Source organism: Specibacter sp. RAF43 (assembly GCF_052114065.1).
Lineage (GTDB): Bacteria > Actinomycetota > Actinomycetes > Actinomycetales > Micrococcaceae > Specibacter.
Genome location: NZ_JBFREA010000025.1, coordinates 1 through 21927, shown reverse-complemented (window position 1 = coordinate 21927; position 21927 = coordinate 1). Strand labels below are relative to the sequence as shown.

The following is a 21927-nucleotide window of genomic DNA, read 5'->3' as shown; positions in this document are numbered from 1 at the left end:
TGATCCGGACGGGCCACTTTTGGTTTGCCCCTAGGACGCGGCGGCGCGGCGCAGGGTCCGTTGGGCGTGCAGGAGGATCGGCCCGTCCACCATGTGCCCCTTGAAGGCGAACACCCCGGTCCCGGCGGCCTCCGCGGCGGCCAGCAGCTCGGTGGCCGCCGCCACGTCCGCGTCGGTGGGCCGGTAGGCCGCCCGGATGACGGGCACCTGATGGGGATGAATGCAGGCCTTGGCGCCAAAGCCGCTGGCCGCCGCGTCCTCGGCCTCGGCGGCCAGCCCGCCCAGGTCCGCGATGTCCGCGTAGATGGAGTCGATCGCCGTTTTTCCGTGGGCGCCGGCGGCGAGCAGCATCCGCGAGCGCGCATGCATGGCGATCGCACGGTACCGGCCGTCGGCAAAGCGGCTGGAGGTCCCGCCCAGCGAGGCCACCAGGTCCTCGGCCCCCCACATCAGGGCCACCACGTTGGGCAGCTGCGCCAGGGCCTCGGCGGCCACAATGCCGGCGGCGGTCTCACAGAGCGCCACGACGTGGAAGCCTGCGAGCGCGGCAACGGCGGCCGGGTCCTGGGACTTGGCGACCATGACGGTGCGGTAGCCGGTGCGTGCCAGGGCGGCCAGGTCCAGGGCGGCCGCCTCGGTGCCGAGGGCGTTCAGGCGCACGATGGTGGTGGCCGGATCCAGCGGGTTGGCGATGAGGTCCTCGCGGGCCCGGGCCTTGGCATCGGGTGCGACGGCGTCCTCGAGGTCGAGGATGACGGCATCCGCCCGCTCGGCGGCCTTGGCATAGCGCTCGGGGCGGTCGGCCGGGGCGAAGAGCAGGGCCGGGCCCATGGTGAAGGTGGGGTCGATGCTGGGCATGAGGGTCCTTAGGCGGTCGGGGTGAGCCAGAACAGGGCGGTCCGGCTGGCGGTGCCCACCACGACGCCGTCCTGGTTGCGGCCCGTGTGAACCATGGTGACAATTCCCTGCCCGGGCCGGGACGATGACAGCCGCTTCGCCGTCACCACCGTCTCGGTGTAGAGGGTGTCGCCGTGGAACACCGGGTGCGGGAAGGAGATGTCCGTCATCCCGAGCTGAGCCACGATGGTGCCCTGGGTCAGCTGGGTGACGGACTGGCCCACCATGGTGGCCAGGGTGAACATGGAGTTCATCAGGCGCTGGCCGAACGGCTGGGTTTCACTCCAGGCCGCGTCCAGGTGCAGGGCCTGGGAATTCATGGTCATGGTGGTGAACAGGACGTTGTCCGTCTCGGTCATGGTCCGGCCCGGCCGGTGGGCGTAGACGACGCCGGTCGCCAGCTCCTCGTAGTACAGGCCGCGCTGGGTGATGACGGGGGCCAGGCTCCCCCGCCCCTCGACGGACGGTTCCGGCGCGCTCATACCACGTCCAGATCGTGCATCTCGACGTTCAGGGGGGCGCCGGTGGCGGCCACGATTTGCTCCACCGTGACGTCGGGGGCCAGTTCCTTCAGGACCAGGCCCTCGGGCGTCACCTCGATGACGGCAAGGTCGGTGATGATCAAGTCGACGCAGCCCTTGCCCGTGAGCGGCAGCGAGCAGCTTTGAAGGATCTTGGGGTTGCCGTTCTTATCCACGTGGTCCATCATGACGATCAGTTTCTTCGCCCCGAACACCAGGTCCATGGCCCCGCCCATGCCCTTGACCATTTTGCCCGGGATCATCCAGTTGGCCAGGTCGCCGTTTTGGGCCACCTGCATGGCTCCAAGCACGGCGACGTCGACGTGGCCGCCGCGCACCATGCCAAAGGACAGCGCCGAATCAAAGAACGCCGCCCCCTTGTTGACGGTGACGGTCTCTTTCCCGGCGTTGATCAGATCCGGGTCCACGTCCGCGTCCAGGGGGTAGGGTCCGGTGCCCAGGATGCCGTTTTCCGAGTGCARGACCACCTCCACGCCGGCGGGGATGAAGTTGGGGATCAAGGTGGGCATGCCGATGCCCAGGTTCACGTATTGTCCGTTGCGCAGCTCCAACGCGACCCGTGCGGCCAGTTCATTGCGTGTCAGTGCCATGGTCAGGCCTCCTGGTTTTCGGCGGGCGCGACCGGCGGGTCGGCGACGGTTCGCTTTTCGATGCGTTTCTCGCTGCCCGGGGAGCCGGCGGGGACGTGGACCACGCGCTGGATGAAGATGCCGGGGACGTGGATGTGCTCGGGGTCGAGCTCGCCGGGTTCCACGAGTTCCTCCACCTCGGCGATGGCGATCTTTCCGGCCATGGCGCAGAGCGGGTTGAAGTTCATGGCGGTGGCGTGGAAGACCAGGTTGCCGTGCCGGTCGCCCTTCCAGGCGTGGACCAGGGCAAAGTCCGGGGTCAGTGATTCCTCCAGGACGAAGTCGGCGCCGTTGAAGGTGCGCACCTCCTTGGGCGTGGAGGCGATCGCGACGCCGCCGGCGCCGTCGTACTTGCGCGGCAGGCCGCCCTCGGACACCTGCGTGCCCACCCCGGCCGCGGTGTAGAAGGCGGGGATGCCGGCGCCGCCGGAGCGCAGCTTTTCCGCCAGGGTGCCCTGCGGGGTGAGCTCCACCTCGAGCTCGCCGGCCAGGAATTGGCGGGCAAATTCCTTGTTCTCTCCCACGTAGGAGGAGATGGTGCGCCGGATGCGGCCGTCGGTGAGCAGCACGCCCAGGCCCCAGTCGTCGACGCCGCAATTGTTGGAGATGGTCTCCAGGTCCTTGGTGCCGGCGTCGTGGAGCGCCTTGATCAGCGCCACCGGGATGCCGCACAGGCCAAACCCGCCCACGGCCAGGGATGCGCCGTTGTGGATGTCGTGGACGGCTGCGGCAGCGGATGCAACCACTTTGTTAATCATCGCTCATACCTTTCATACTTCGTTCGTCGGGGGCAGCGTTCGGGGCCGGCGGCGGTGCGGCGCCTTGGTCCGCCCCTCACAGGCCCAGCTCACGGGCGATGAGCATCAATTGGACCTCGGTGGTGCCCTCCCCCACTTCGAGAATCTTCGAGTCCCGGTAGTGCCGTGCCACGGAGAATTCGTTGATGAACCCGTAGCCGCCAAAAATTTGGGTGGCGTCGCGGGCATTGTCCATGGCGGCCTCACTTGCGACCATCTTAGCGATGGCGGCCTCGGTCTTGAACGGCTTGCCGGCCAGCATGCGCGCCGCGGCATCGTAGTAGGCCAGCCGGGCCGTGTGGGCGCGGGTCTGCATGCGGGCGATCTTGAAGGAGATCCCCTGGTAGTGCCCAATCGCATGGCCAAAGGCATGGCGTTCCTTGGCGTACCGGACGGATTCATCCACGCAGCCCTGCGCGGCCCCCGTGGCCAGCGCCGCGATGGCGATGCGGCCCTCGTCCAGGATGGACAGGAAGTTCGCGTAGCCGCGCCCGCGCACGCCGATCAGGTTTTCCTCGGGCACGTGCACGTCCACCAGGGTCAGCGGGTGCGTGTCCGAGGCGTTCCAGCCCACCTTGTTGTAGGCCCGCTCCACCGTGAACCCGGGCGTGCCGTTGGGCACCAGGATGGTGGAGATCTCCTTCTTCAGCGACCCGTTGGCCCGCTCCGACGTGCCGGTCACGGCCGTCATGGTGACGAACCGGGTGATGTCCGTCCCGGAGTTGGTGATGAATTGCTTGTGTCCGTCGATGACCCACTCGCCGCCCTCCAGGCGCGCCTTGGTGGTGGTGCCCCCGGCGTCCGAGCCGGCGTCGGGCTCGGTCAGGCCGAAGCCGGCCAGCGCCTCGCCGGCGGCCAGCGACGGCAGCCACCGCTGCTTTTGCGCCTCGGTGCCGAACCGGTAGACGGGCATCGCGCCGAGGGAGACGCCGGCCTCCAGGGTGATGGCCACGGATTGGTCCACCCGCCCCAGCTGCTCCAGCGCGAGCGCCAGGGCAAAATAGTCCCCGCCCATGCCGCCGTATTCCTCCGGAAAGGGCAGCCCGAACAGGCCCATCTCCCCCATCTGCGCCACGATCTTGTACGGGAAGCTGTGTTCCTCGTCGTGTTTGGCGGACTCGGGGGCCACGACGTCATCGGCGAAGTCACGGACGGTGTCGCTGAGGTCCTGATACTCCTCGCTCAGTTCAAAGTTGGGCATTGCTCTCTCCTTCGGTCGCTTCGGACGCTGCAAGATGGTGCGGGTGGATGGTGGCCACGACCTGGTCGGCCTTGACCAGGYCCCCCACCACGACGGACAGGTGGACGGTGCCGGCGATCGAGGCCGTGAGCTGGTGCTCCATCTTCATGGCCTCGACGGCAAGGAGCACCGCACCGGCCTCCACCACGTCCCCGGTGCTGACGTTGACCACCGTGACGGTGCCGGGCATGGGCGAGCGCACATCGGGATCGGCGGCGGCGTCCTCGTGCTCGATGCCGGCGAGCATGCGCGCCGTGGCGTCCTCGCGGGTGAGCAGCGGCACCCGCGCGGTCCAGCCGCCGTCGCCGAGGATGACCATCTCCGCGACCCGGGCCAGCCGGTAGTGCCGCGGTTCGCCGTCCCAGACCAGCACGGCCCCGCCGTCCGCGACCGTGAGCCTGACCGTGTGCCCGCCGCCGCCGTCGTCGGCGGCCAGGCCCGTGACGTGCACGACGCCGGGGCGTCCGCTGACGCCGTGGGCGCCGGTGCCGCTGACCGTCACCACGCCGGCCCTGCCGGGCCCGGCACAGGAAACAAGCCACGGCGCGGGGTCCCCCACCCGCCAGCCGTCGGTGCGGGCCCACGGACCGGCCGGCGCAGGTTCGACCACCGCGCGCGACCACAGGGCCGCCGCTGCGTAGTCGGCCGCGTCGAGCTGCCGGAAGGACAGCTCGGGGAGCTTGCGTTCGATCAGGTTGGTGTCCAGCCGGCCGGCCGCCACGTCGGGGTCGGTGATCAGCAGGCGCAGGTACTCCACGTTGGTGGGCACCCCGAGCACCAGGTAGTCCCGCAGGGCCTCGTCCAGCCGGGCCAGCGCCTCGGTGCGGTCCTCGCCCCAGGCAATCACCTTGGCCAGCATGGGGTCGTAGTTGGCGGAAATCTCCAGTCCCGGCAGCAGCGAACTGTCCACGCGCAGGCCGGGCCGGTACGCCACGGATTCATCCAGGACGGCGACGGTTCCGGCGGACGGCAGGAACCCCTGCGCCGGGTTTTCCGAGTACACCCGCGCCTCCACCGCATGCCCGGCCAGCACGACGTCCGGCTGGGCGATGGTGAGCTTCTCCCCGGCCGCGATCCGCAACTGCCACGCCACCAGGTCCAGCTGCTCCCCGTTCACGCGCACCACCATTTCGGTGACCGGGTGCTCCACCTGCAGCCGGGTGTTCATCTCCATGAAGAAGAATTCCTCCGGGTTGTCATTGGAGACCAGGAACTCCACGGTCCCGGCGCCGGTGTAGTTCACGCTGGCGGCGGCGGCGCAGGCGGCGGCGCCGATGCGGGCCCGGGTGGCACCGTCGTCGTGCAGCCCGTCCAGCAGCGGCGAGGGGGCCTCCTCGATCACCTTTTGGTGGCGGCGCTGCAGCGAGCATTCGCGCTCACCGAGGTGGATGACGTTGCCGTAGTTGTCGGCCAGGATCTGCACCTCGATGTGCCGCGGCGTGGCCACCAGCCGTTCCAGGAACAAGGTGTCGTCGCCAAATGCGCTCGCGGCGACGCGCCGGGCCGTGGCGAGCGTGCCGGGCAGTTCGGCCGGCGCCCACACGGCGTGCATGCCCTTGCCGCCGCCGCCGGCGGAGGGCTTGATCAGCAGCGGGTAGCCGACGTCCGCGGCGGCCCTGACCAGGTCGTCGTCGGTGAGGCCGGGCCGGGAGATGCCCGGGACGACGGGGACGCCGGCGCCGGCCACGTGGTTCTTGGAGCGAATCTTGTCGCCCATGACGTTCAGGGCCTCTATGTTGGGTCCGATGAATGTGATGCCGGCGTCGGCGAGCGCCTGGGCGAACGCCAGGTTCTCGCTGAGGAAGCCGTAGCCGGGGTGCACGGCCTGCGCCCCGGTGTCCTGGCAGGCGGCCAGGATGGCCGGGATGCTCAGGTAGCTTTCCGTCGCGGCCGCCGGGCCGATGCACACGGCGGCGTCGGCCTCACGCACGTGGCGGGCACCGGCGTCGGCCTCGGAATACACGGCGACCGAGCGGATGCCCAGTGTCTTGAGAGTGCGGATGACCCGGCAGGCGATTTCGCCGCGGTTGGCGACCAGTACTGTCGTGAAAAGGGGTGTCATGGTGCGCTCACATTCTAAAGAGGCCGAAGGAGGTTTCCGGCAGCGGGACGCGGGAGCACACGTCCAGGGCCAGCCCCAGCACGGTGCGGGTGTCGGCCGGATCGATGACGCCGTCGTCCCAGAGCCGGGCCGTGGAATAGTACGGGCTGCCCTGGTCCTCGTACTGGGCCTTGATGGGGGCCTTGAACGCGTCCTCGTCGGCGGCGGACCATTCCTCCCCGCGCCGCTCGTGCTGCTCGCGCTTGACGGTGGCCAGCACGGAGGAGGCCTGGTTGCCGCCCATGACCGAGATCCGGGCGGCCGGCCACATCCACAGGAAGCGGGGGCCATAGGCGCGCCCGCACATCGAATAGTTGCCGGCGCCGAAGGAGCCGCCCACAATCACCGTCAGCTTCGGCACGCGGGCGGTGGCGACGGCCGTGACCATCTTGGCGCCGTGCTTGGCGATACCGCCTTGTTCGTAGTCCTTGCCGACCATGAAGCCGTTGAGGTTTTGCAGGAAGAGCAGCGGGATGCCGCGTTGGTCGCACAGTTCGATGAAGTGCGCCCCTTTGAGGGCCGATTCGCTAAACAGCACGCCGTTGTTGGCCACGATGCCCACCGGGTGGCCGTGCAGGCGGGCGAACCCGGTGACCAGGGTGGTGCCGTAGTTCTTCTTGAATTCATGGAACTTGCTGCCGTCCACCAGGCGGGCGATGATCTCGCGGATGTCGTAGGGCGTGTTGAGGTCCGTGGGCACGGCGCCGTAGAGTTCCTCCGGGTCCGCGTCGGGTTCGATTCCGGCGGTCACCTCCCAGGCCGGGGCCGCCGGGGCGGGCAGCGTGGCCACGATGTCGCGCACGATCGAAAGGGCGTGTTCGTCGTTTTCGGCCAGGTGGTCCACGACGCCGGAGATCCGCGCGTGGACGTCGCCGCCGCCGAGTTCCTCCGCCGTGACTATTTCCCCGATGGCGGCCTTCACCAGGGGCGGCCCGCCCAGGAAGATCGTGCCCTGGTTGCGGACGATGACGGTTTCATCGCTCATGGCCGGCACGTAGGCTCCGCCGGCCGTGCAGGACCCCAGGACGGCGGCAATTTGCGGAATTTTCGCCGCGGAGAGCTTGGCCTGGTTGAAGAAGATCCGGCCAAAGTGCTCCTTGTCCGGGAACACCTCATCCTGCTTGGGCAGGAACGCCCCGCCGGAATCCACCAGGTAGATGCACGGGAGCCGGTTCTCCAAGGCAATTTCCTGGGCGCGCAGGTGCTTCTTCACCGTCATCGGGTAGTACGTGCCGCCCTTGACGGTGGCGTCGTTGGAGATCACCACCACGTGGCGACCGTGCACCAGGCCGATGCCGGCGATCACCCCGGCGCCGGGGGACGCGTCGTCGTACATCCCGTTGGCCGCCAGGGGTGCGATCTCCAGGAACGGGCTGCCGTCATCGAGCAGGCGGTCCACCCGGTCCCGCGGCAGCAGCTTGCCGCGCGCCACGTGCCGCTGCCGGGACCGCTCCGGCCCGCCCAGCGCGGTGGTGCGCAGCCGTTCGCGCAGCTCCCCCACCAGGGCGCGCTGGGCGGCGGCGTTGCGCGCAAAGGCGTCGTCGGCGGGCTCGACCCGGCTTTGTAGTGTCTCCATTGACTGGTCATCCGTTCCCCGGCCCGCCGCGTGCCCCAAGGCACTGACACCTGCCGTCATCACATGCTAAGTTAATAATCACTAACTGAATTTCAGGTTAGTCTCTGAAGTCCGTGATGTCTAGCACAGGGGCCCGAATGGATTCCCAAACAGCCACCAAGCGCAGCCAGGCCAAGGCGAACCGCCGCCAGGTGCTGCTCGACGCCGCGGCCACCCTTTTTGCCCAGCGCGGCTTCAACGGCGTGTCCATCGAGGACCTGGGCCAGGCGGCGGGCGTCAGCGGCCCGGCCGTGTACCGGCATTTCAGCGGCAAGCAGGCGCTGCTCGGGGCGCTGCTGGTGGGCGTGAGCGAGGACCTGCTCGCCGGCGGCCGGGACGTGATGGGCCGGGCCCACGAAGACGCCACCGCCCTGCGCGAACTGATTGCGTTCCAGGTCAACTTTGCCCTGGCCAAGCCGGATGTGATCCGCGTCCAGGACCGGGACCTGGACAGCCTCAGCCCGGCCGATCGCAACCGGGTCCGCTCGCTGCAGCGCGGCTACGTGGAATTGTGGGTGGACGTGCTGGGCCGGCTCAGCCCCGGGCGCGACACCACGGTCTTGCGGATCCAGGCGCACGCGGTTTTCGGGTTGATCAACTCCACCCCGCACAGCGTGCACATGCACGGCCGGCCCGTGGGCACGGCCGTGGCCGGTCCGGTCCTGGAGGCGATGGCCTGGGCGGGGTTGGGCATCCCGGGCTGAGCGGGCCGCGGAAGGTACGTCGTCCGCCGGGCGCGTTGGGCCGCGTCCGCCGGGCGCCAGGGGAGGCGCCGGGCAATCCCGGCGCCTCCCTGGTCGACGGCAATGGCGTCGAGCGCAGTATTAATGAAGGTCAGTGCGCGGGCAGGCCGCCGTCGTGTCCAACGGTGTGTTCGCGCATGCTTGGCTGGATGGCGAGGACTCCTGCGACCAGGGCCACCGCACCTGCGATCCATGAGGTCCAGGCCGCACCGGTGTGTCCGGTGTATCCGGCCACCCAGGGCGAGATGAACAGCAATGCCCCGAGGATCATCTGAACCCATTCGGCAACCGGTGTACCGGGCCGGCTGAGATTCCAAGCGCCTGCGGCGATCAGCAGCACTCCGCAGCCAATCATCATGACCATGGAACTTGTCTGCTGCGTGGTCCACAATGTTGACAGCGCAGCGTAAAGGCCCGCAATTATGGCAACGTAGTCTTGCCAGCGGTTCCACCTCTTCATTGATACCAACCTCCTTAGGTTTCCCTTCAGTTGGCTCCCAAAGTGGGGGTCACATCAAATATACGTCCGACGCCACGGCGTTGCTAGAGGCCGCCGGGTCACAGTCACGCGGCGGTTTGGCCCCTCATTTCACCGGTTCAGTCAAGTGCCAGCGCCATGGCGGGATCGGCCATGACGGCCCCGACGTCGGCCAGGAACCGGGAGCCCTGCTCRCCGTCGACCAGCCGGTGGTCGAAGGACAGGCTCAAGGTCATGACCTGGCGCAGCGCGATGCCGCCCTGGTACGCCCAGGGCGTCATGCGCACGGCCCCCAGGGCGAGGATGCCGGCCTCCCCGGGGTTCAGGATGGGGGTGCCGGCGTCAATGCCAAACACGCCGATGTTGGTGATGGAGAACGTCCCGCCGGCCAGGTCCGCCGGGGGCGTCTTCCCCGACCGGGCCGTGGCCGTCAGCTGGCCCAGCGCCGCACCAAGGCCGCGCAGCCCGAGGTCCTGGGCGTCCTTGATGTTGGGCACGATCAGCCCGCGCGGGGTGGCCGCGGCGATGCCCAGGTTGACGTAGCCCATGGTCACGATCTCGTTGGCCGCGCCGTCCCACCGCGAATTCAGCGAGGGCTGGCGCCCAATCCCGATGCACACGGCCTTCGCGGCCAGCGTCAGCGGCGTGAGCTTCACGTCCGCAAATTCCTTCGACGCCCGCAGCCGGGCCAGGAACTCCATGCCGGCCGTCACGTCCACGGTGAGGAATTCCGTCACGTGGGGGGCGCTGAATGCGCTTTGCACCATGGCCGCGGCCGTGAACTTCCGCACGCCCTTGATGGGGGTGCGGACCTCCCGCGCCGTCGCGTCCCGTGTCACGGGCGACTCCGGACCCGCCACCGCGGTCGCCGCACCCTGGTCTCCGGCAAAGGCGACGACGTCCTCACGGGTGATGAGCCCGCGCTCCCCCGTCCCGGCCAATGCGGTCAGGTCGATGCCCATGTCCCGGGCCAGTTTCCGCACCGGCGGCGTGGATCGCGGCCGGTCCGCCTGCACCTGCGGGGCCGGGGCGGCCGCGGGACGTTCGGCCACGATGGTGGTGGTCGTGGTGGACGTGGCGGCGAAGGCCCGCGCGCGCCGTGCGGGCCGCTTGGAGGACTCGGGATCGGCCCCGTAGCCGACCAGCGTCGGCACCCGCTTGGGGGCTTCGTCGCTGGACGCTCCGTCGCCGGTGGACGGACCGGTCGGCGCCGCACCCGGCACGTCAAAGGTGATGATGACTTCCCCGACTTCCACGACGGTGCCGGGCTCGTGCGTGATGGCGGTGACGACCCCGGCATAGGGGGAGGGAAGCTCGACGACGGCCTTGGCGGTTTCCACCTCACCGATGACCTGGTTGAGGGTGACGGTGTCGCCGACGGCGACGTGCCAGCTGACGATTTCGGATTCGGTGAGGCCTTCGCCGAGGTCGGGAAGCTTGAACTCCTGGATCATGGTCATCCTTCCACCCCGGTCAGGGAGTTGGGGCGGCCCAGGGCGCGGTCCACGCCGTCGAGCATGCGGTCAAGGTCGGGCAGGTGGTGCTTCTCCAGCTTGGACGGCGGATAGGGGACGTCGAATCCGGTGACGCGCACGGGTGCGGCCTCGAGGTAGTTGAAGCAGCGTTCGGTCAGGACGGCGGCAATTTCGGCGCCGAGGCCGCCGGTGCGGGAGGCCTCGTGGGTGATGACCAGGCGGCCGGTGCGGCGCACGGATTCCTCGAGGGGTCCGTAGTCGACGGGTGAAAGGGAACGCAGGTCGATCACCTCCACCGACRTGCCTTCATCGGCGGCGGCCTTCGCCACATCCAGCGCCGTGCTGACCAGGGGCCCGTAGGCCACGAGGGTGACGTCGGTGCCGGGGGAAACCACGCGGGCCGCTCCCATGGCGGGGGCGTCGGCGAGGTCGGCGGCCAGGTCCACCTCGCCCTTGGTGTGGTAGCGGCGCTTGGGTTCGAAGAACAGGACGGGATCGTCGCTGGCGATGGCCTGGCGCAGCATGGTGTAGGCGTCCTGCGGGTTGGAGACGCTGATGACGCGCAGCCCGGAGGTGTGGACAAAGTAGGCCTCGGGCGATTCCGAGTGGTGTTCGGGCGAGCCGATGCCCCCGCCAAAAGGCACCCGGATGGTCAGGGGCATCTTCACATGGCCCCGGGTGCGGTAGTGCATCTTGGCCACCTGGGAGACGATCTGGTCAAAGCCCGGGTAGATGAAGCCGTCAAACTGGATCTCGCAGACGGGACGGAAACCGCGGTAGGCCAACCCCACCGCGGTGCCGATGATGGCCGACTCCGCCAGCGGCGTGTCAATGACGCGGTGGGAGCCAAAGTCCTTCATCAGTCCGTCGGTGACGCGGAACACGCCGCCGAGGGTTCCGATGTCCTCGCCGAGCAGGACCACCCGGGGGTCGTCCTCCATGGCCCGGCGGAGTCCGGCGTTGATTGCTTGGGTAAGAGTGAGCTTGCTCATGACCGGCTTCCTTCCAGCTGAGAGGTTCCTGCGGCCGTGCCGTCCGCGGCAAAGCCGGCCAAATACCGTGCGTAGTGGTCGCGTTGCCGGTCCAGGACGGCATGGCTGCCGGCATAGACGTTGTCAAAGACGGTCAGGGGTTCGGGGTCCGGCATGTTGATGCAGCCGGCGCGCAGCTCGGCGGCGACGGCGTCGGCCCGCGCGGCAATCTCGGCCTCACGGTCCGCGGTGAGCACGCCGCGGCGGCTCAGCAGCGCCCGCACCCGGTCGATCGGGTCCTTGGCGCGCCACTCCTCCAGTTCGGTGACGCCGCGGTAGCGGGTCGGATCGTCGGCCGTGGTGTGGGCGCCCATGCGGTAGGTGACGGCCTCGATGAAACTGGGGCCGCCGCCCGAGCGGGCCCGGTTCGCGGCCCAGCGGGTGGCGGCAAGGACCGCCAGGACGTCGTTGCCGTCGACCCGGATGCTGGGAATGCCGTAGCCGGGGGCCCGGCCCGCGATGGGGGCATGGGCCTGCAGGCCCACCGGTTCGGAGATGGCCCAGTGGTTGTTTTGGCAGAAGAAGATGACGGGGGCCTGGAAGCTGGCGGCAAACACCATGGATTCGTGCACGTCGCCCTGGCTGGTGGCGCCGTCGCCCAGGTAGGCGATGGCCAGGGATTCCTTGCCGTCCATGGTCAGCCCCATGGCGTAGCCGGTGGCGTGCAGTGTTTGGGCCCCGATGATGATTTGCGGGGTGGCCATGTTCACTTCATAGGGGTCCCAGCCGGTGTTGGTGGTCCCCCGCCAGGTGCTCATGATCCCGGCCAGGTCGGCGCCGCGGCAAAAGGCCACCCCGTTGTCCCGATAGGTGGGGAAGACGAAGTCGTCGTCGTTTAGGGCCCGGACGGAGCCGATCTGGGAAGCCTCCTGGCCCAGCAGCGGCGGCCACAGGGCCAGCTGCCCCTGCCGCTGCAGGGCCGTCGCCTCGACGTCGATCCGGCGGATGATGACCATGTCCGCGTAGAGCTGGACCAGCTGTTCGCTGTCCACGTCGGCGACCAGGGGCGAGAGCTCCGGATCGTCGGTTTCGGTGCCGTCCGCGGCAATAAGTTGGTGAATCCCGAGTTGTGGTGATGATCCGGAATCTAGGGTGCCGTCCAGCATCGTGTTCGCCTCCTTGCATAGTGCCCGGCGCCGGGTGGGTGCGCAGGCATTGAGTTCGGTTCTTCGGGTGGAAACCGGCTCGACCCGTTCGTGGAGGTTCTCCCCGGACGGCAGGGCGGCGTCGTTGCAACCCATACCTGTGACGATACTCACAGTAGTCAGCTGGCGCAATCGCCCTGGCAAAAATTGCGCATTATGCTCTATTCGCACCCGCGTGACCGTGCTAATCTGCGCATTATGCATACTTTGGACGGCACCGACGCCCGCATCCTTTTGGCGCTGGTCCGGGACCCCCGGCAGACGGTCGTGGCGCTGGCCCAGCAGCTGGGATTGTCCCGCAACACGGTCCAGGCCCGGATGGCGGCCCTGGAGAAGCACCATGCCTTCCTCCCCTTTGACCACCGCATCAGCCCGGCCGCCCTGGGCTACCCGCTCACGGCGTTCATTTCCGTCCATGCCCGGCAGCAGCAGCTGGAGGCGTTGGCGATTTCCCTGGCCGCCATCCCGGAGGTGTTGGAGGTGCACGGGCTCAGCGGCCGCGCGGACCTGCTGGTCCGGGTGGCGTCCACCGGGGCCGAGGACCTGTTCCGCGTCAACGGCAAGATCCTCGCGTGCGACGGCGTCAAGCGCACCGAAACCTCCCTGGCCATGAACGAGCTGGTCCCCTTCCGGCTCACACCCCTCCTGGAGCGCCGGCTGCGGGACTAGGTGGAATGGCGCTTAGCGCCTCGTCTCGTACCTGGTCAGAACCACCCCGTCGGGAAACGTCCGCGTCTCCACCAGGTTCAGGTTCACCCAGCTATCCAACGCGGTGAAGAACGGCGTGCCGCCGCCCACCAGGACCGGATGGGTCACGATCGTGTACTCGTCGATCAGCCCGGCCCGCATGGCCGCCGCGGCGAGCGTTGCACCACCAACCCTCATCGGCTCGCCGTCCCCGGCCTTGAGCCGGGTGATCTCCGCGACCGCGTCGCTCCTGACCAGGCGGGCATTCCAGTCGACCTTCTCCAGCGTCGAGGAGAACACCACCTTCGGCGTGTCCCGCCAGTTCCGCGCGAACTCGATCTGCGCCGGCGTGGCATTGGGCTGCCGGTCGCCGGTCGGCCAGTAGGAACTCATGGCCTCCCACAGCTTGCGCCCATACAGCAACAGGCCGATCGCGCGCTCCTCATCGAGCCACCACTGAAACAGCTCGTCGCTGGGCCCGCTCCACCCGAGGTCGTCGACAGGCGCGGCGATGTAGCCATCCAGTGTCAGGTTCATGCCGTAGATCAGTTTCCGCATCGCGCCATTCCTTTCGTCGGCCGGTCTCGGAAGTTTAGGGTAGTCGCTAACGAAACGCGGTGCCAAGCACCCGGTTGAGGGACCGGGGTCCGGCAGCCCGGGACGGGGCGCCCGGGCGTGCTCGCACGCCCGCCGGCGGCGCACGGAAAAGGCCCCGCCCGGCGTCGTACGCGACGCCGGATGGGGCCTTTCCCAGGGGTGCAACTTAGTGCTTGACCGCCTTTTCGGCGCCGACGCCGGTCAGCGACCGAACCTCCATTTCCGCCTGGATGCGTGACTTCTCCGTGCCCTTGTCGAGCACGGTGCCCAGCCAGCCCAGGAAGAAGGCCAGCGGGATGGAGATCAGGCCCGGGTTGGAGAGCGGGAACCAGGCGAAGTCGGCGCCCGGGATCATGGCCTTCGGGCCACCGGAGACGACCGGGGAGAAGGCAATGAGCAAGATGGCCGCCGCCAGGCCGCCGTACATGCTCCACAGGGCGCCCTGGGTGGTGAACTTCTTCCAGAACAGCGAGTAGAGGATGGTGGGCAGGTTCGCGGACGCGGCCACGGCGAACGCGAGGGCCACCAGGAAGGCGATGTTCTGGCCGTTGGCGAGAATACCGCCGCCGATCGCGACGATGCCGATCACCACAACGGTGCGGCGGGCAACCTTGACTTCCATCTCCGGCCGGGCCTCGCCCTTGACAATGACGTTGGCGTAGATGTCGTGGGCGAAGGATGCGGCGGCCGTGATGGTCAGTCCGGCCACCACCGCCAGGATGGTGGCAAACGCGACCGCGGAGATGAAGCCCAGCAGCACCGGCCCGCCAATGACGAAGGCGAGCAGCGGAGCCGCGGCGTTGACGCCGCCGGGTGCGGCCAGGATTTCCGCCTTGCCGATCAGGGCGCCGGCACCGTAGCCCAGGACCAGGGTGAACAGGTAGAAGATGCCGATGAGCCAGATGGCCCACACCACGGACTTGCGGGCTTCCTTGGCGGTGGGCACCGTGTAGAAGCGCATGAGCACGTGCGGCAGCGCCGCCGTGCCGAGGACCAGGGCCAACGCCAGGGAGATGAAGTCGAGCCGGGACGCGCCGGACTTGCCGTAGGCGACGCCGGGGTTCAGCAGCGCCTCGCCGGCGCCACCGGCCTTGGCCACGGCGGCATCCATGAGGGTGGAGAGGTTGAAGCCGTGCATGGAGAGCACGATGACCGTCATGACGGCGGCACCGATGATGAGCAGGCAGGCCTTGATGATCTGCACCCAGGTGGTGCCCTTCATGCCGCCGATCAATACGTACATGATCATGAGCCCGCCCACGACGGCGATGACGATGGCCTGGCCGAGCTTGTTGGAGCTGTCAAGGCCCAACAGGAGCGACACCAGTCCGCCGGCGCCGGCCATCTGGGCCAGCAGGTAGAAGAAGCAGACCACCAAGGTGGTGGAGGCCGCGGCGATGCGGACGGGGCGCTGCTTGAGGCGGAAGGACAAAACGTCGGCCATGGTGAACTTGCCGGTGTTGCGCAGCAGTTCCGCCACGAGCAGCAGGGCCACGAGCCAGGCGACCAGGAAGCCGATCGAGTACAGGAACCCGTCGTAGCCGTTGATGGCGATGGCGCCGGTGATGCCCAGGAAGGAGGCGGCCGAGAGGTAGTCCCCGGCAATGGCGGTTCCGTTTTGGCCACCGGAGAAGGACCGGCCGGCCGCGTAGTAGTCGGCGGCGGTCTTGTTGTTGTGGCTGGCGCGGAAGACCACCACCAGGGTGACGCCAACGAAGAGGACGAAGATCAAGATATTGATCCAGGAGGTGTCCTTCGTCTGCTCCCCGAGCGACTTTGCCAGGGGGGATAGCTGAGGCAGGGCGGATGACAGGCTCACGGTTTAGACCTCTTCCTTGGACAGATTGGCGTCGGCGATCTGGGATTCCAGGCGGGTCCGGATCTTCGCCGCCTTGGGGTCGAGCTTGCGGTTGGCGTAGGACACGTACCAGGTGGTGATCCCGAACGTGGAGAGAAATTGCAGCAGGCCCAGGATGAGCCCGATGTTGATGGACCCCCAGACCTTGGTGGACATGAATTCGTGCGCGTAGTCCGCCAGCAGAACGTAGGCGAAGTACCAGAGCAGGAAGCCTATGGCCACGGGAAAGACAAAACTGCGGTGCGTCTTGCGCAGGTCGGCAAACTCCTCCGATGCCTGCACCTCAACAAAGTCCACCGCGGAACCCTCTTGACTTGCTTGGGCTGAATTACCCATCATTCCTCCTTAGGTGATGTGATCCCTTTCACTATGGGGTGCCGCAGGTCACATTGGCCCGTGGTGGAGGGGTTCTCGCGGTAAACGGCAGCGATGATGCGCCAAGTGGCATGTATCTTCGACAAATCAACGACGCCGGGCCGTCACCGCTAGTCTTGATCCCATGTCGTTCCCCGGGTTGAGTGATTCAACGCTGCTGCTGATCATGGCCGCCGCGGCCGTCGCCGCGGCCGCCGCGGTCATCGTCGCACTCGGCCTGCGGCTCTCGCGCTCGCACCGCGAGCTGGGCACCGACGCCGAGCGCGCCACGTTCCGGGCGCTGCACTCGGCCGCCGCGGCCGGCGAGCAGCTGCGCAACGGCCTGGAGCCGGCCGGGGCCCTGAAGGCCAGCCGGCAGCTGCGCACCCTGCTCAACTGTGCCGCGTTCGCCATGACCGACGATGCGCGGCTGCTGGCCTGGGACGGTGCGGGTGCGGCCGGCCGGCAACCGGATTCGGATGCCGTCATGCTCCTGGCCGCGCATGCTCTGGGCAACGGGCGCACGCAGGTGGCCGTGCTCGACCACCAGCTGCGCACCGCGCTGGGCCTGGCCGACGCCGGCGCGGACCTCAAGGCCGCCGTCATCTGCCCGCTGAAGGTGGACTCGCGGGCGGTGGGCTGCGTGATCATCCTCAGCAAGCACCCGAGCGCCGGCCTGGTCCGGGCCACCAATGAGGTGGCGGCGTGGGTGTCCGCGCAATTGGAGCTGGCCGAGCTCAGCGCCTCCCGCACCCTCCTGGTGGAGGCGGAGGTGCGCGCGTTGCGGGCCCAGATCAGCCCACACTTCATCTACAACTCGCTCAACGCCATCGCCTCCTTCATCAACACCGATCCCGAGCGGGCGCGCGAGCTCGTGGTGGAATTTGCGGACTTCACCCGGTACTCGTTTCGCCGCCACGGCGACTACACCACGCTGGCCGAGGAATTGCGCTGCATCGACAGGTACCTGTTGCTGGAGCGGGCCCGCTTTGGCGACCGGCTGCAGATCGGCCTGCAGATCGCCCCGGAAGTCCTCAGCACCGTCATCCCGTTCCTGAGCTTGCAGCCGCTCGTGGAGAACGCGGTCCGGCACGGCATCGAGGCCAAGGAGGGGGCCGGCATGGTCCGCATTGTCGCCCGCGACCTCGGCGCCTACACGCAGGTCACCATCGAGGACGACGGCGTCGGGATGGATCCGGAGCTGCTGCGGCTGGTTTTGGCCGGCCAACGGGACGGCACGCACGTGGGCCTGCGCAACGTCGATGCCCGGCTGCGGCAGGTGTACGGCGATGACCACGGCCTGACCTTTGACACCGGGGTGGGACATGGGATGTTGATCACCATGACCGTGCCCAAGAACCAACCGGGCCATGACGCCTAAACTGTTACCCATGATCAACGTCCTTGTCGCCGACGACGAGCTGCCCGCCGTCGAGGAATTGGCGTTCTTGTTGGGCCGGGACCCGCGCATCGGCACGATTCACCGCGCGTCGGGCGGCGCCCAGGCCCTGGCCATCCTGCGCGCCGAGGGGGTGGACGCCGTCTTCCTGGACATCCACATGCCCGGACTGGACGGATTGGAACTGGCCCGGGTCATCGGTGAGGCGCCCAAGCCCCCCGTGGTCGTCTTTGTCACCGCCGACGACGACCTCGCCCTGGAGGCGTTTGAGCTGGCCGCCGTGGACTACCTGCTCAAGCCGGTGCGCGCCGACCGGCTCACCGTGACCGTGGGGCGGGTGGCCGAATTGGTGGCCCAGCCCTCGGCCGCGGTCGAGGTGGAGATGATTACCGTTGACCAGGGCGGGGTGAGCCGGCTCATCCGCTTGGATGAGGTGCGCTTTGTCCAGGCCCAGGGTGACTATGCCCGGCTGCACACTGCCGAGGCCAGCTACCTGATCAGGGTGCCGCTGGCCGATCTGGAACAGCGCTGGCAGGACTCCGGGTTCTTGCGCATCCACCGGTCCTACCTGGTGAGCATGTCGTGCGTGACGGCGTTGAAGCTGGGCGCGGCCAGGCCCACCGTGTCCGTGTCCAATGCGGACCTGCCGGTGAGCCGGCGGCACCTGCCCGCCCTGCGCGAGCGGCTCCAGGCCACCCGGGTACGGCCCTCCTCATGAGCCGCACGGGTCCCGACGGTTCGCCGGCAACCGGCCGGGTGCGGGTGGTGGCGCCGCGGAGCGAGGCCGTCCACATCCCCGGCGGTGTCAGCGTTTCACAGGAAGTCGCCGAACAATCCGCGGTGGGCGAGGTGATGGTGCAGTCCCTGATCCGTTCGCAGCTGCGGCTGGCCGTGGTGGTCGCGGCCGGGTTCGCCGCCGCCCTGCTGGGGTGCTGGATGCTCATCCGCTTTGTGCCGGCCCTCATGGACTGGCGCATCCTGGGGATCCCCGCCCCGTGGCTGCTGCTCGGCGCCGGCGTGTATCCCATCATTGGCCTCACCGCCTGGCTGTATGTGCGCGGCGCGACGAAGAACGAAAACCGCTACCGCGATCTGGTGGACGGCAAATGAACCCGGCCATCGGGTACACGGCCCTGATCTCCGTCTCGGTCATCACGGCCCTGATCGGGTTTTACGGGCTGCGGATCTCGCGCACCACCAGTGACTTTTACGTGGCCTCGCGCACGGTGCGGCCCTGGTGGAACGCCTCGGCGATCGGCGGGGAATACCTCTCCGCGGCCAGCTTCCTGGGCATCGCCGGGCTGATCGTGGTCTCGGGCATCGACGCCCTGTGGTTTCCGATCGGTTACACGGCCGGCTACCTGATGCTGCTGTTCTTCGTGGCGGCACCCCTGCGGCGTTCCGGCGCCTACACCATCCCGGACTTTGCCCAGGCGCGGCTGAACTCCACCCGGGCCCGGTATGTCACCAGCCTCCTGGTGGTGGCCGTGGGCTGGTTTTACATTGTCCCGCAGCTCCACGGGGCCGCCCTGACCATCCGCACCACCACCGGCCTGCCGTCCTGGGTGGGGGCCGGCGCCGTCGTCGTCATCGTCTGCCTGACCGTGATCACCGGCGGGATGCGCTCGATCACCTTTGTCCAGGCGTTCCAATACTGGCTCAAGCTGACCGCCCTGGCCGTGCCGGCCATATTCATTCTGCTGCTGGTCACCGGGGCCGCGGGGGGTCCGGCCGGCGGCGTGCCGGCCGGGGCGGAATTCTTCCCGGCATCGGATCCGCTGGGCGGCGACAGCACCTACCGGGTCGCGTCGCTGATGATCGCGCTGCTGTTCGGCACCCTGGGGCTGCCCCATGTGCTGGTGCGCTTCTACACCAATCCTGACGGGGCCGCGGCCCGGCGGACCACCCTGATTGTGCTGGGGCTGCTGTCCCTGTTCTACCTGTTCCCCACCGTTTACGGCGTTGTGGGGCGGGTGTTCCTGCCCGGTGGGGCGGCCCGGTCCCCCGATGCCACGGTGCTGCTGTTGCCGGGGACGCTGGTGGGCGGGCTCGGCGGGGACATCCTCTCCGCGCTGGTGGTGGCCGGCGCCTTTGCCGCGTTCCTCTCCACCACCTCCGGGTTGGTGGTTTCCCTGGCCGGGGTGATCAGCCAGGACCTGTTGGGCGGGAGTGTGCGGGGATTTAGGATCGCCGCCGTCGCCGCCGTCATCGTGCCGCTGGGGGTCGCCCTGCTGACCGATTCGCTGGGGCTGGCCGGGAGCGTGGGCCTGGTCTTCGCCTTCACCGCCTCCACGGTGTGCCCGCTGCTGTTGCTGGGCATTTGGTGGCGGGGGCTGACCGACGCCGGGGCCATTGCGGGGATGCTCACCGGCGGGGTGCTGTGCGGGGCCGCGATCATCCTTGGTGCGCGGGTGGGGGTGGAGTCGCCGTGGCACGACCTGCTCACCCAGCCGGCGGCCTGGACCGTGCCGGCCGCTTTCCTGAGCATGGTGTTGGTTTCCCTGGCCACGCCGCAGCGCCGCAGCGTCACCATGGCACGGTTCATGACGAAGCTGCACGTGCCGGAACGGCCGTTGTCCTCACCAAACCCGCGGGGCTAGTTCGCCACGTGCCGGCCCCGGGGTCCCACTTCGGTGGCGGGCTACCGGCCCGCACCCTTGTCCGCGGGCGGGTCGATGGCGGCCATCAGTTCCACGACGCGGTCCAAGAAGGCGTCAACCTGGCTCTCCTCGTACCCTGCGGCGCCCTTGACGGGGGCAAAGACGGCGCGGCGCACCACGTCGACGCTGAGCTCGCCGTTGTCCTCAATGTAGGTCAGCAGTTCCCGGCACAGCACGTCCACGTCTTCGGTGTTGTAGCTTTGCGCGTTCTTCTTGGAGGGGCGGCGGAATCGTTCGCCGTCGGGGCGGTGCAGCCGGGCCCGCAACACGGAGGCCGTCTTGCCGATTTTGAGCATCCAGGCCTTTTCGCCCTCGGCGTTGATGAGCAGCTCTTTTTCCCGCAGCACAAATTCGTCCTCGATCCGGTCCAGCGCGGCATCCACGGCCTGGGCGTTGTAGCCTCCCTTTGCCGGGTCGAATGAGGCGGAGCGCACGTCGTGGCTGGTGATGGCCTGGCCGCTGGTGTCCGGGTTCAGGAAGTAGGCGCGGGCACGGTCCAAGAACACGTCAACCTGCTTGACGTTGTAGCCGGTTTCCTTGGGGCCGACCAGCTTGAACTTCGAGGCGGTTCGGGGTTTTTCTTCCACAGTCACAGTCATTCCTAGGGGGTCTCACTATTATGGGCGGGTAGGAGGGGGGTCGTCACAGCTGGCCCAGGATGCTAAACGTAGCGTAGGCCACGGGCGCGGCAAAAAGCACGGAGTCCAGCCTGTCCATGACGCCGCCATGTCCGGGCAACAGGTTGCTCATGTCCTTGACTCCGAGCTCGCGTTTGACCATGGACTCGGCAAAGTCGCCGGACGTCCCGGCCAGGACCATGCCGATGGCCAGGGCGAGGCCCACCCACCAATGTTCGGAGAGCAGGAACACCGTGGCCGGGATGGCGACCAGCATGGCCCCGCCGACCGAGCCGGCGAAACCCTCCCACGACTTCTTCGGGCTGATTTTCGGGGCCATGGGATGCTTGCCAAAGAGTGCCCCCACCAGGTAGCCGAAGGTGTCGTTGGCGACCACGAGCAGGAGCATGATGACCACCTCGATGGCGCCGGAGTCGAGCCGGCCCACGTCCAGCGTCAGGCCGAGAGTGGGGCCGTGGTCGCCGCGCAGCATCAGGGACACAAAGCTGAGCAGGAAGGGGATCCACATGAGGGCGAAGACCCCGGCAAGGATGCTGCGCACCGCCCCCGGATCGTTATCCAGGGACCGCCACAGCATGGTGGCGGCGCAACTGGCCACCAGCGCAAACAACAGGCCCTCGGGGCCGGCAAAATAGGCGGTCGCGGGCATGGCCAGGGTGCCCACCATGATGGGGGTCAGCGGCGCCCGGATCCCCTTGGTGCCCAGGGCGCGGGTGACCTCCCAGACGCCGAACGCGGCAAATGCGGTGGCGACCACCACGAAGGCCAGCGGGAAAAACAGCAGGCTGCCGATCACCAGCACCAGCAACGCCACCCCGACGCCGATCGCGGCCGGGAGGTCGCGCCCGGCCCGGGAGGTGCGCGCCAGCCTGCCCACGGCGGCCGACGCCGGCAGCGGGGCGATGGGGCCAGGCGGCACCGGGACGACCGGTATGCCCGTGACGGAGACGGCGCTCACCGGCTGGCGGGAGACGGCCTCCTCGGCGGAGCCGGGGGCGGCGGGGCCGGCGGCCGGTTCGGGGATGGCCGCGGGGCCGGCGG

Annotated in this window: 22 protein-coding genes; 6 read left to right on the top strand and 16 right to left on the bottom strand. The window is 68.5% G+C overall.

The genetic code is table 11. From position 1 onward, the window contains the following. Positions 1-30 precede the first annotated feature (30 nt). The 7 genes from AB4Y80_RS13520 to AB4Y80_RS13490 form a co-directional block, all read right to left on the bottom strand. Positions 31-858, bottom strand: a complete 828-nt coding sequence (locus AB4Y80_RS13520) for an HpcH/HpaI aldolase/citrate lyase family protein (RefSeq protein WP_442214783.1) — start codon at positions 856-858, stop codon at positions 31-33. Positions 859-866: 8 nt separating this feature from the next. Continuing rightward, the gene (locus AB4Y80_RS13515; protein ID WP_442214782.1) at positions 867-1379 is read right to left on the bottom strand and encodes a MaoC family dehydratase; all 513 of its coding nucleotides are present in this window, start codon (positions 1377-1379) and stop codon (positions 867-869) included. Beyond that, positions 1376-2029 (bottom strand): CoA transferase subunit B, encoded by a 654-nt coding sequence (locus AB4Y80_RS13510; RefSeq protein WP_442214780.1) that lies wholly within the window; start codon positions 2027-2029, stop codon positions 1376-1378. The genes AB4Y80_RS13515 and AB4Y80_RS13510 overlap by 4 nt, the downstream gene beginning before the upstream one ends. A 2-nt stretch (positions 2030-2031) precedes the next feature. Continuing rightward, on the bottom strand, positions 2032-2826 hold the full coding sequence (locus AB4Y80_RS13505) for a CoA transferase subunit A (protein WP_442214779.1): 795 nt from the start codon (positions 2824-2826) through the stop codon (positions 2032-2034). A 76-nt stretch (positions 2827-2902) separates the two neighbouring features. Further along, positions 2903-4066 carry an acyl-CoA dehydrogenase family protein gene (locus tag AB4Y80_RS13500; RefSeq protein ID WP_442214778.1) on the bottom strand — a complete coding sequence of 388 codons (1164 nt, stop codon included), beginning with the start codon at positions 4064-4066 and terminating at the stop codon, positions 2903-2905. Continuing rightward, positions 4053-6167: an acetyl/propionyl/methylcrotonyl-CoA carboxylase subunit alpha gene (locus AB4Y80_RS13495; RefSeq protein WP_442214776.1), complete on the bottom strand. Its 2115-nt coding sequence runs from the start codon at positions 6165-6167 to the stop codon at positions 4053-4055. Before AB4Y80_RS13495 ends, AB4Y80_RS13500 begins: the two co-directional genes overlap by 14 nt. A 7-nt stretch (positions 6168-6174) precedes the next feature. After that, positions 6175-7782: a carboxyl transferase domain-containing protein gene (locus tag AB4Y80_RS13490; RefSeq protein ID WP_442214775.1), complete on the bottom strand. Its 1608-nt coding sequence runs from the start codon at positions 7780-7782 to the stop codon at positions 6175-6177. A gap of 137 nt (positions 7783-7919) precedes the next feature. Between AB4Y80_RS13490 and AB4Y80_RS13485 the strand changes: the two genes are divergently transcribed. Continuing rightward, positions 7920-8525 carry an SACE_7040 family transcriptional regulator gene (locus AB4Y80_RS13485; protein WP_442214773.1) on the top strand — a complete coding sequence of 202 codons (606 nt, stop codon included), beginning with the start codon at positions 7920-7922 and terminating at the stop codon, positions 8523-8525. 130 nt (positions 8526-8655) lie between these two features. On the opposite strand, the gene AB4Y80_RS13480 is transcribed toward AB4Y80_RS13485, so the two are convergent. The 4 genes from AB4Y80_RS13480 to pdhA form a co-directional block, all read right to left on the bottom strand. Beyond that, entirely contained in the window at positions 8656-9024 is a 369-nt protein-coding gene (locus AB4Y80_RS13480) for an SPW repeat protein (RefSeq protein WP_442214771.1), read from the bottom strand. Positions 9025-9161: 137 nt separating this feature from the next. After that, positions 9162-10496, bottom strand: coding sequence for a dihydrolipoamide acetyltransferase family protein (locus tag AB4Y80_RS13475; protein ID WP_442214830.1), 1335 nt, complete (start codon positions 10494-10496; stop codon positions 9162-9164). Between the two features lie 2 nt (positions 10497-10498). Next, positions 10499-11509 carry an alpha-ketoacid dehydrogenase subunit beta gene (locus AB4Y80_RS13470; RefSeq protein WP_442214770.1) on the bottom strand — a complete coding sequence of 337 codons (1011 nt, stop codon included), beginning with the start codon at positions 11507-11509 and terminating at the stop codon, positions 10499-10501. Next, positions 11506-12654: a pyruvate dehydrogenase (acetyl-transferring) E1 component subunit alpha gene (gene pdhA, locus AB4Y80_RS13465; RefSeq protein ID WP_442214828.1), complete on the bottom strand. Its 1149-nt coding sequence runs from the start codon at positions 12652-12654 to the stop codon at positions 11506-11508. Before pdhA ends, AB4Y80_RS13470 begins: the two co-directional genes overlap by 4 nt. 237 nt (positions 12655-12891) lie before the next feature. Here pdhA and AB4Y80_RS13460 point away from each other — a divergent pair, with 237 nt between their 5' ends. After that, entirely contained in the window at positions 12892-13362 is a 471-nt protein-coding gene (locus AB4Y80_RS13460) for an Lrp/AsnC family transcriptional regulator (protein ID WP_442214768.1), read from the top strand. A 12-nt stretch (positions 13363-13374) separates the two neighbouring features. Here the strand turns inward: AB4Y80_RS13460 and AB4Y80_RS13455 are convergent, their stop codons facing one another. From AB4Y80_RS13455 to AB4Y80_RS13445, 3 genes are all read right to left on the bottom strand, one after another. Beyond that, positions 13375-13938 carry a dihydrofolate reductase family protein gene (locus AB4Y80_RS13455; RefSeq protein WP_442214767.1) on the bottom strand — a complete coding sequence of 188 codons (564 nt, stop codon included), beginning with the start codon at positions 13936-13938 and terminating at the stop codon, positions 13375-13377. Positions 13939-14143: 205 nt separating this feature from the next. Next, on the bottom strand, positions 14144-15760 hold the full coding sequence (locus AB4Y80_RS13450) for a solute symporter family protein (protein ID WP_442214826.1): 1617 nt from the start codon (positions 15758-15760) through the stop codon (positions 14144-14146). A 39-nt stretch (positions 15761-15799) separates the two neighbouring features. Next, positions 15800-16171 carry a DUF485 domain-containing protein gene (locus tag AB4Y80_RS13445; RefSeq protein ID WP_442214825.1) on the bottom strand — a complete coding sequence of 124 codons (372 nt, stop codon included), beginning with the start codon at positions 16169-16171 and terminating at the stop codon, positions 15800-15802. 178 nt (positions 16172-16349) lie between these two features. On the opposite strand from AB4Y80_RS13445, the gene AB4Y80_RS13440 reads away from it, so the two are divergent. From AB4Y80_RS13440 to AB4Y80_RS13425, 4 genes are read left to right on the top strand one after another with little or no spacing between them, the layout of a single operon-like run. Continuing rightward, on the top strand, positions 16350-17570 hold the full coding sequence (locus AB4Y80_RS13440; protein ID WP_442214766.1) for a sensor histidine kinase: 1221 nt from the start codon (positions 16350-16352) through the stop codon (positions 17568-17570). Between the two features lie 10 nt (positions 17571-17580). Further along, positions 17581-18306, top strand: coding sequence for a LytR/AlgR family response regulator transcription factor (locus AB4Y80_RS13435; protein ID WP_442214823.1), 726 nt, complete (start codon positions 17581-17583; stop codon positions 18304-18306). Next, positions 18303-18698 (top strand): hypothetical protein, encoded by a 396-nt coding sequence (locus tag AB4Y80_RS13430; RefSeq protein ID WP_442214765.1) that lies wholly within the window; start codon positions 18303-18305, stop codon positions 18696-18698. Before AB4Y80_RS13435 ends, AB4Y80_RS13430 begins: the two co-directional genes overlap by 4 nt. Beyond that, positions 18695-20188 carry a sodium/solute symporter gene (locus tag AB4Y80_RS13425; protein WP_442214763.1) on the top strand — a complete coding sequence of 498 codons (1494 nt, stop codon included), beginning with the start codon at positions 18695-18697 and terminating at the stop codon, positions 20186-20188. Before AB4Y80_RS13430 ends, AB4Y80_RS13425 begins: the two co-directional genes overlap by 4 nt. A 41-nt stretch (positions 20189-20229) precedes the next feature. Here the strand turns inward: AB4Y80_RS13425 and AB4Y80_RS13420 are convergent, their stop codons facing one another. Beyond that, entirely contained in the window at positions 20230-20841 is a 612-nt protein-coding gene (locus tag AB4Y80_RS13420) for a DivIVA domain-containing protein (RefSeq protein ID WP_442214762.1), read from the bottom strand. A gap of 49 nt (positions 20842-20890) precedes the next feature. After that, complete coding sequence (locus tag AB4Y80_RS13415) at positions 20891-21805, bottom strand: phosphatidate cytidylyltransferase (RefSeq protein ID WP_442214821.1); 915 nt, start codon at positions 21803-21805, stop codon at positions 20891-20893. Positions 21806-21927 lie beyond the last annotated feature (122 nt).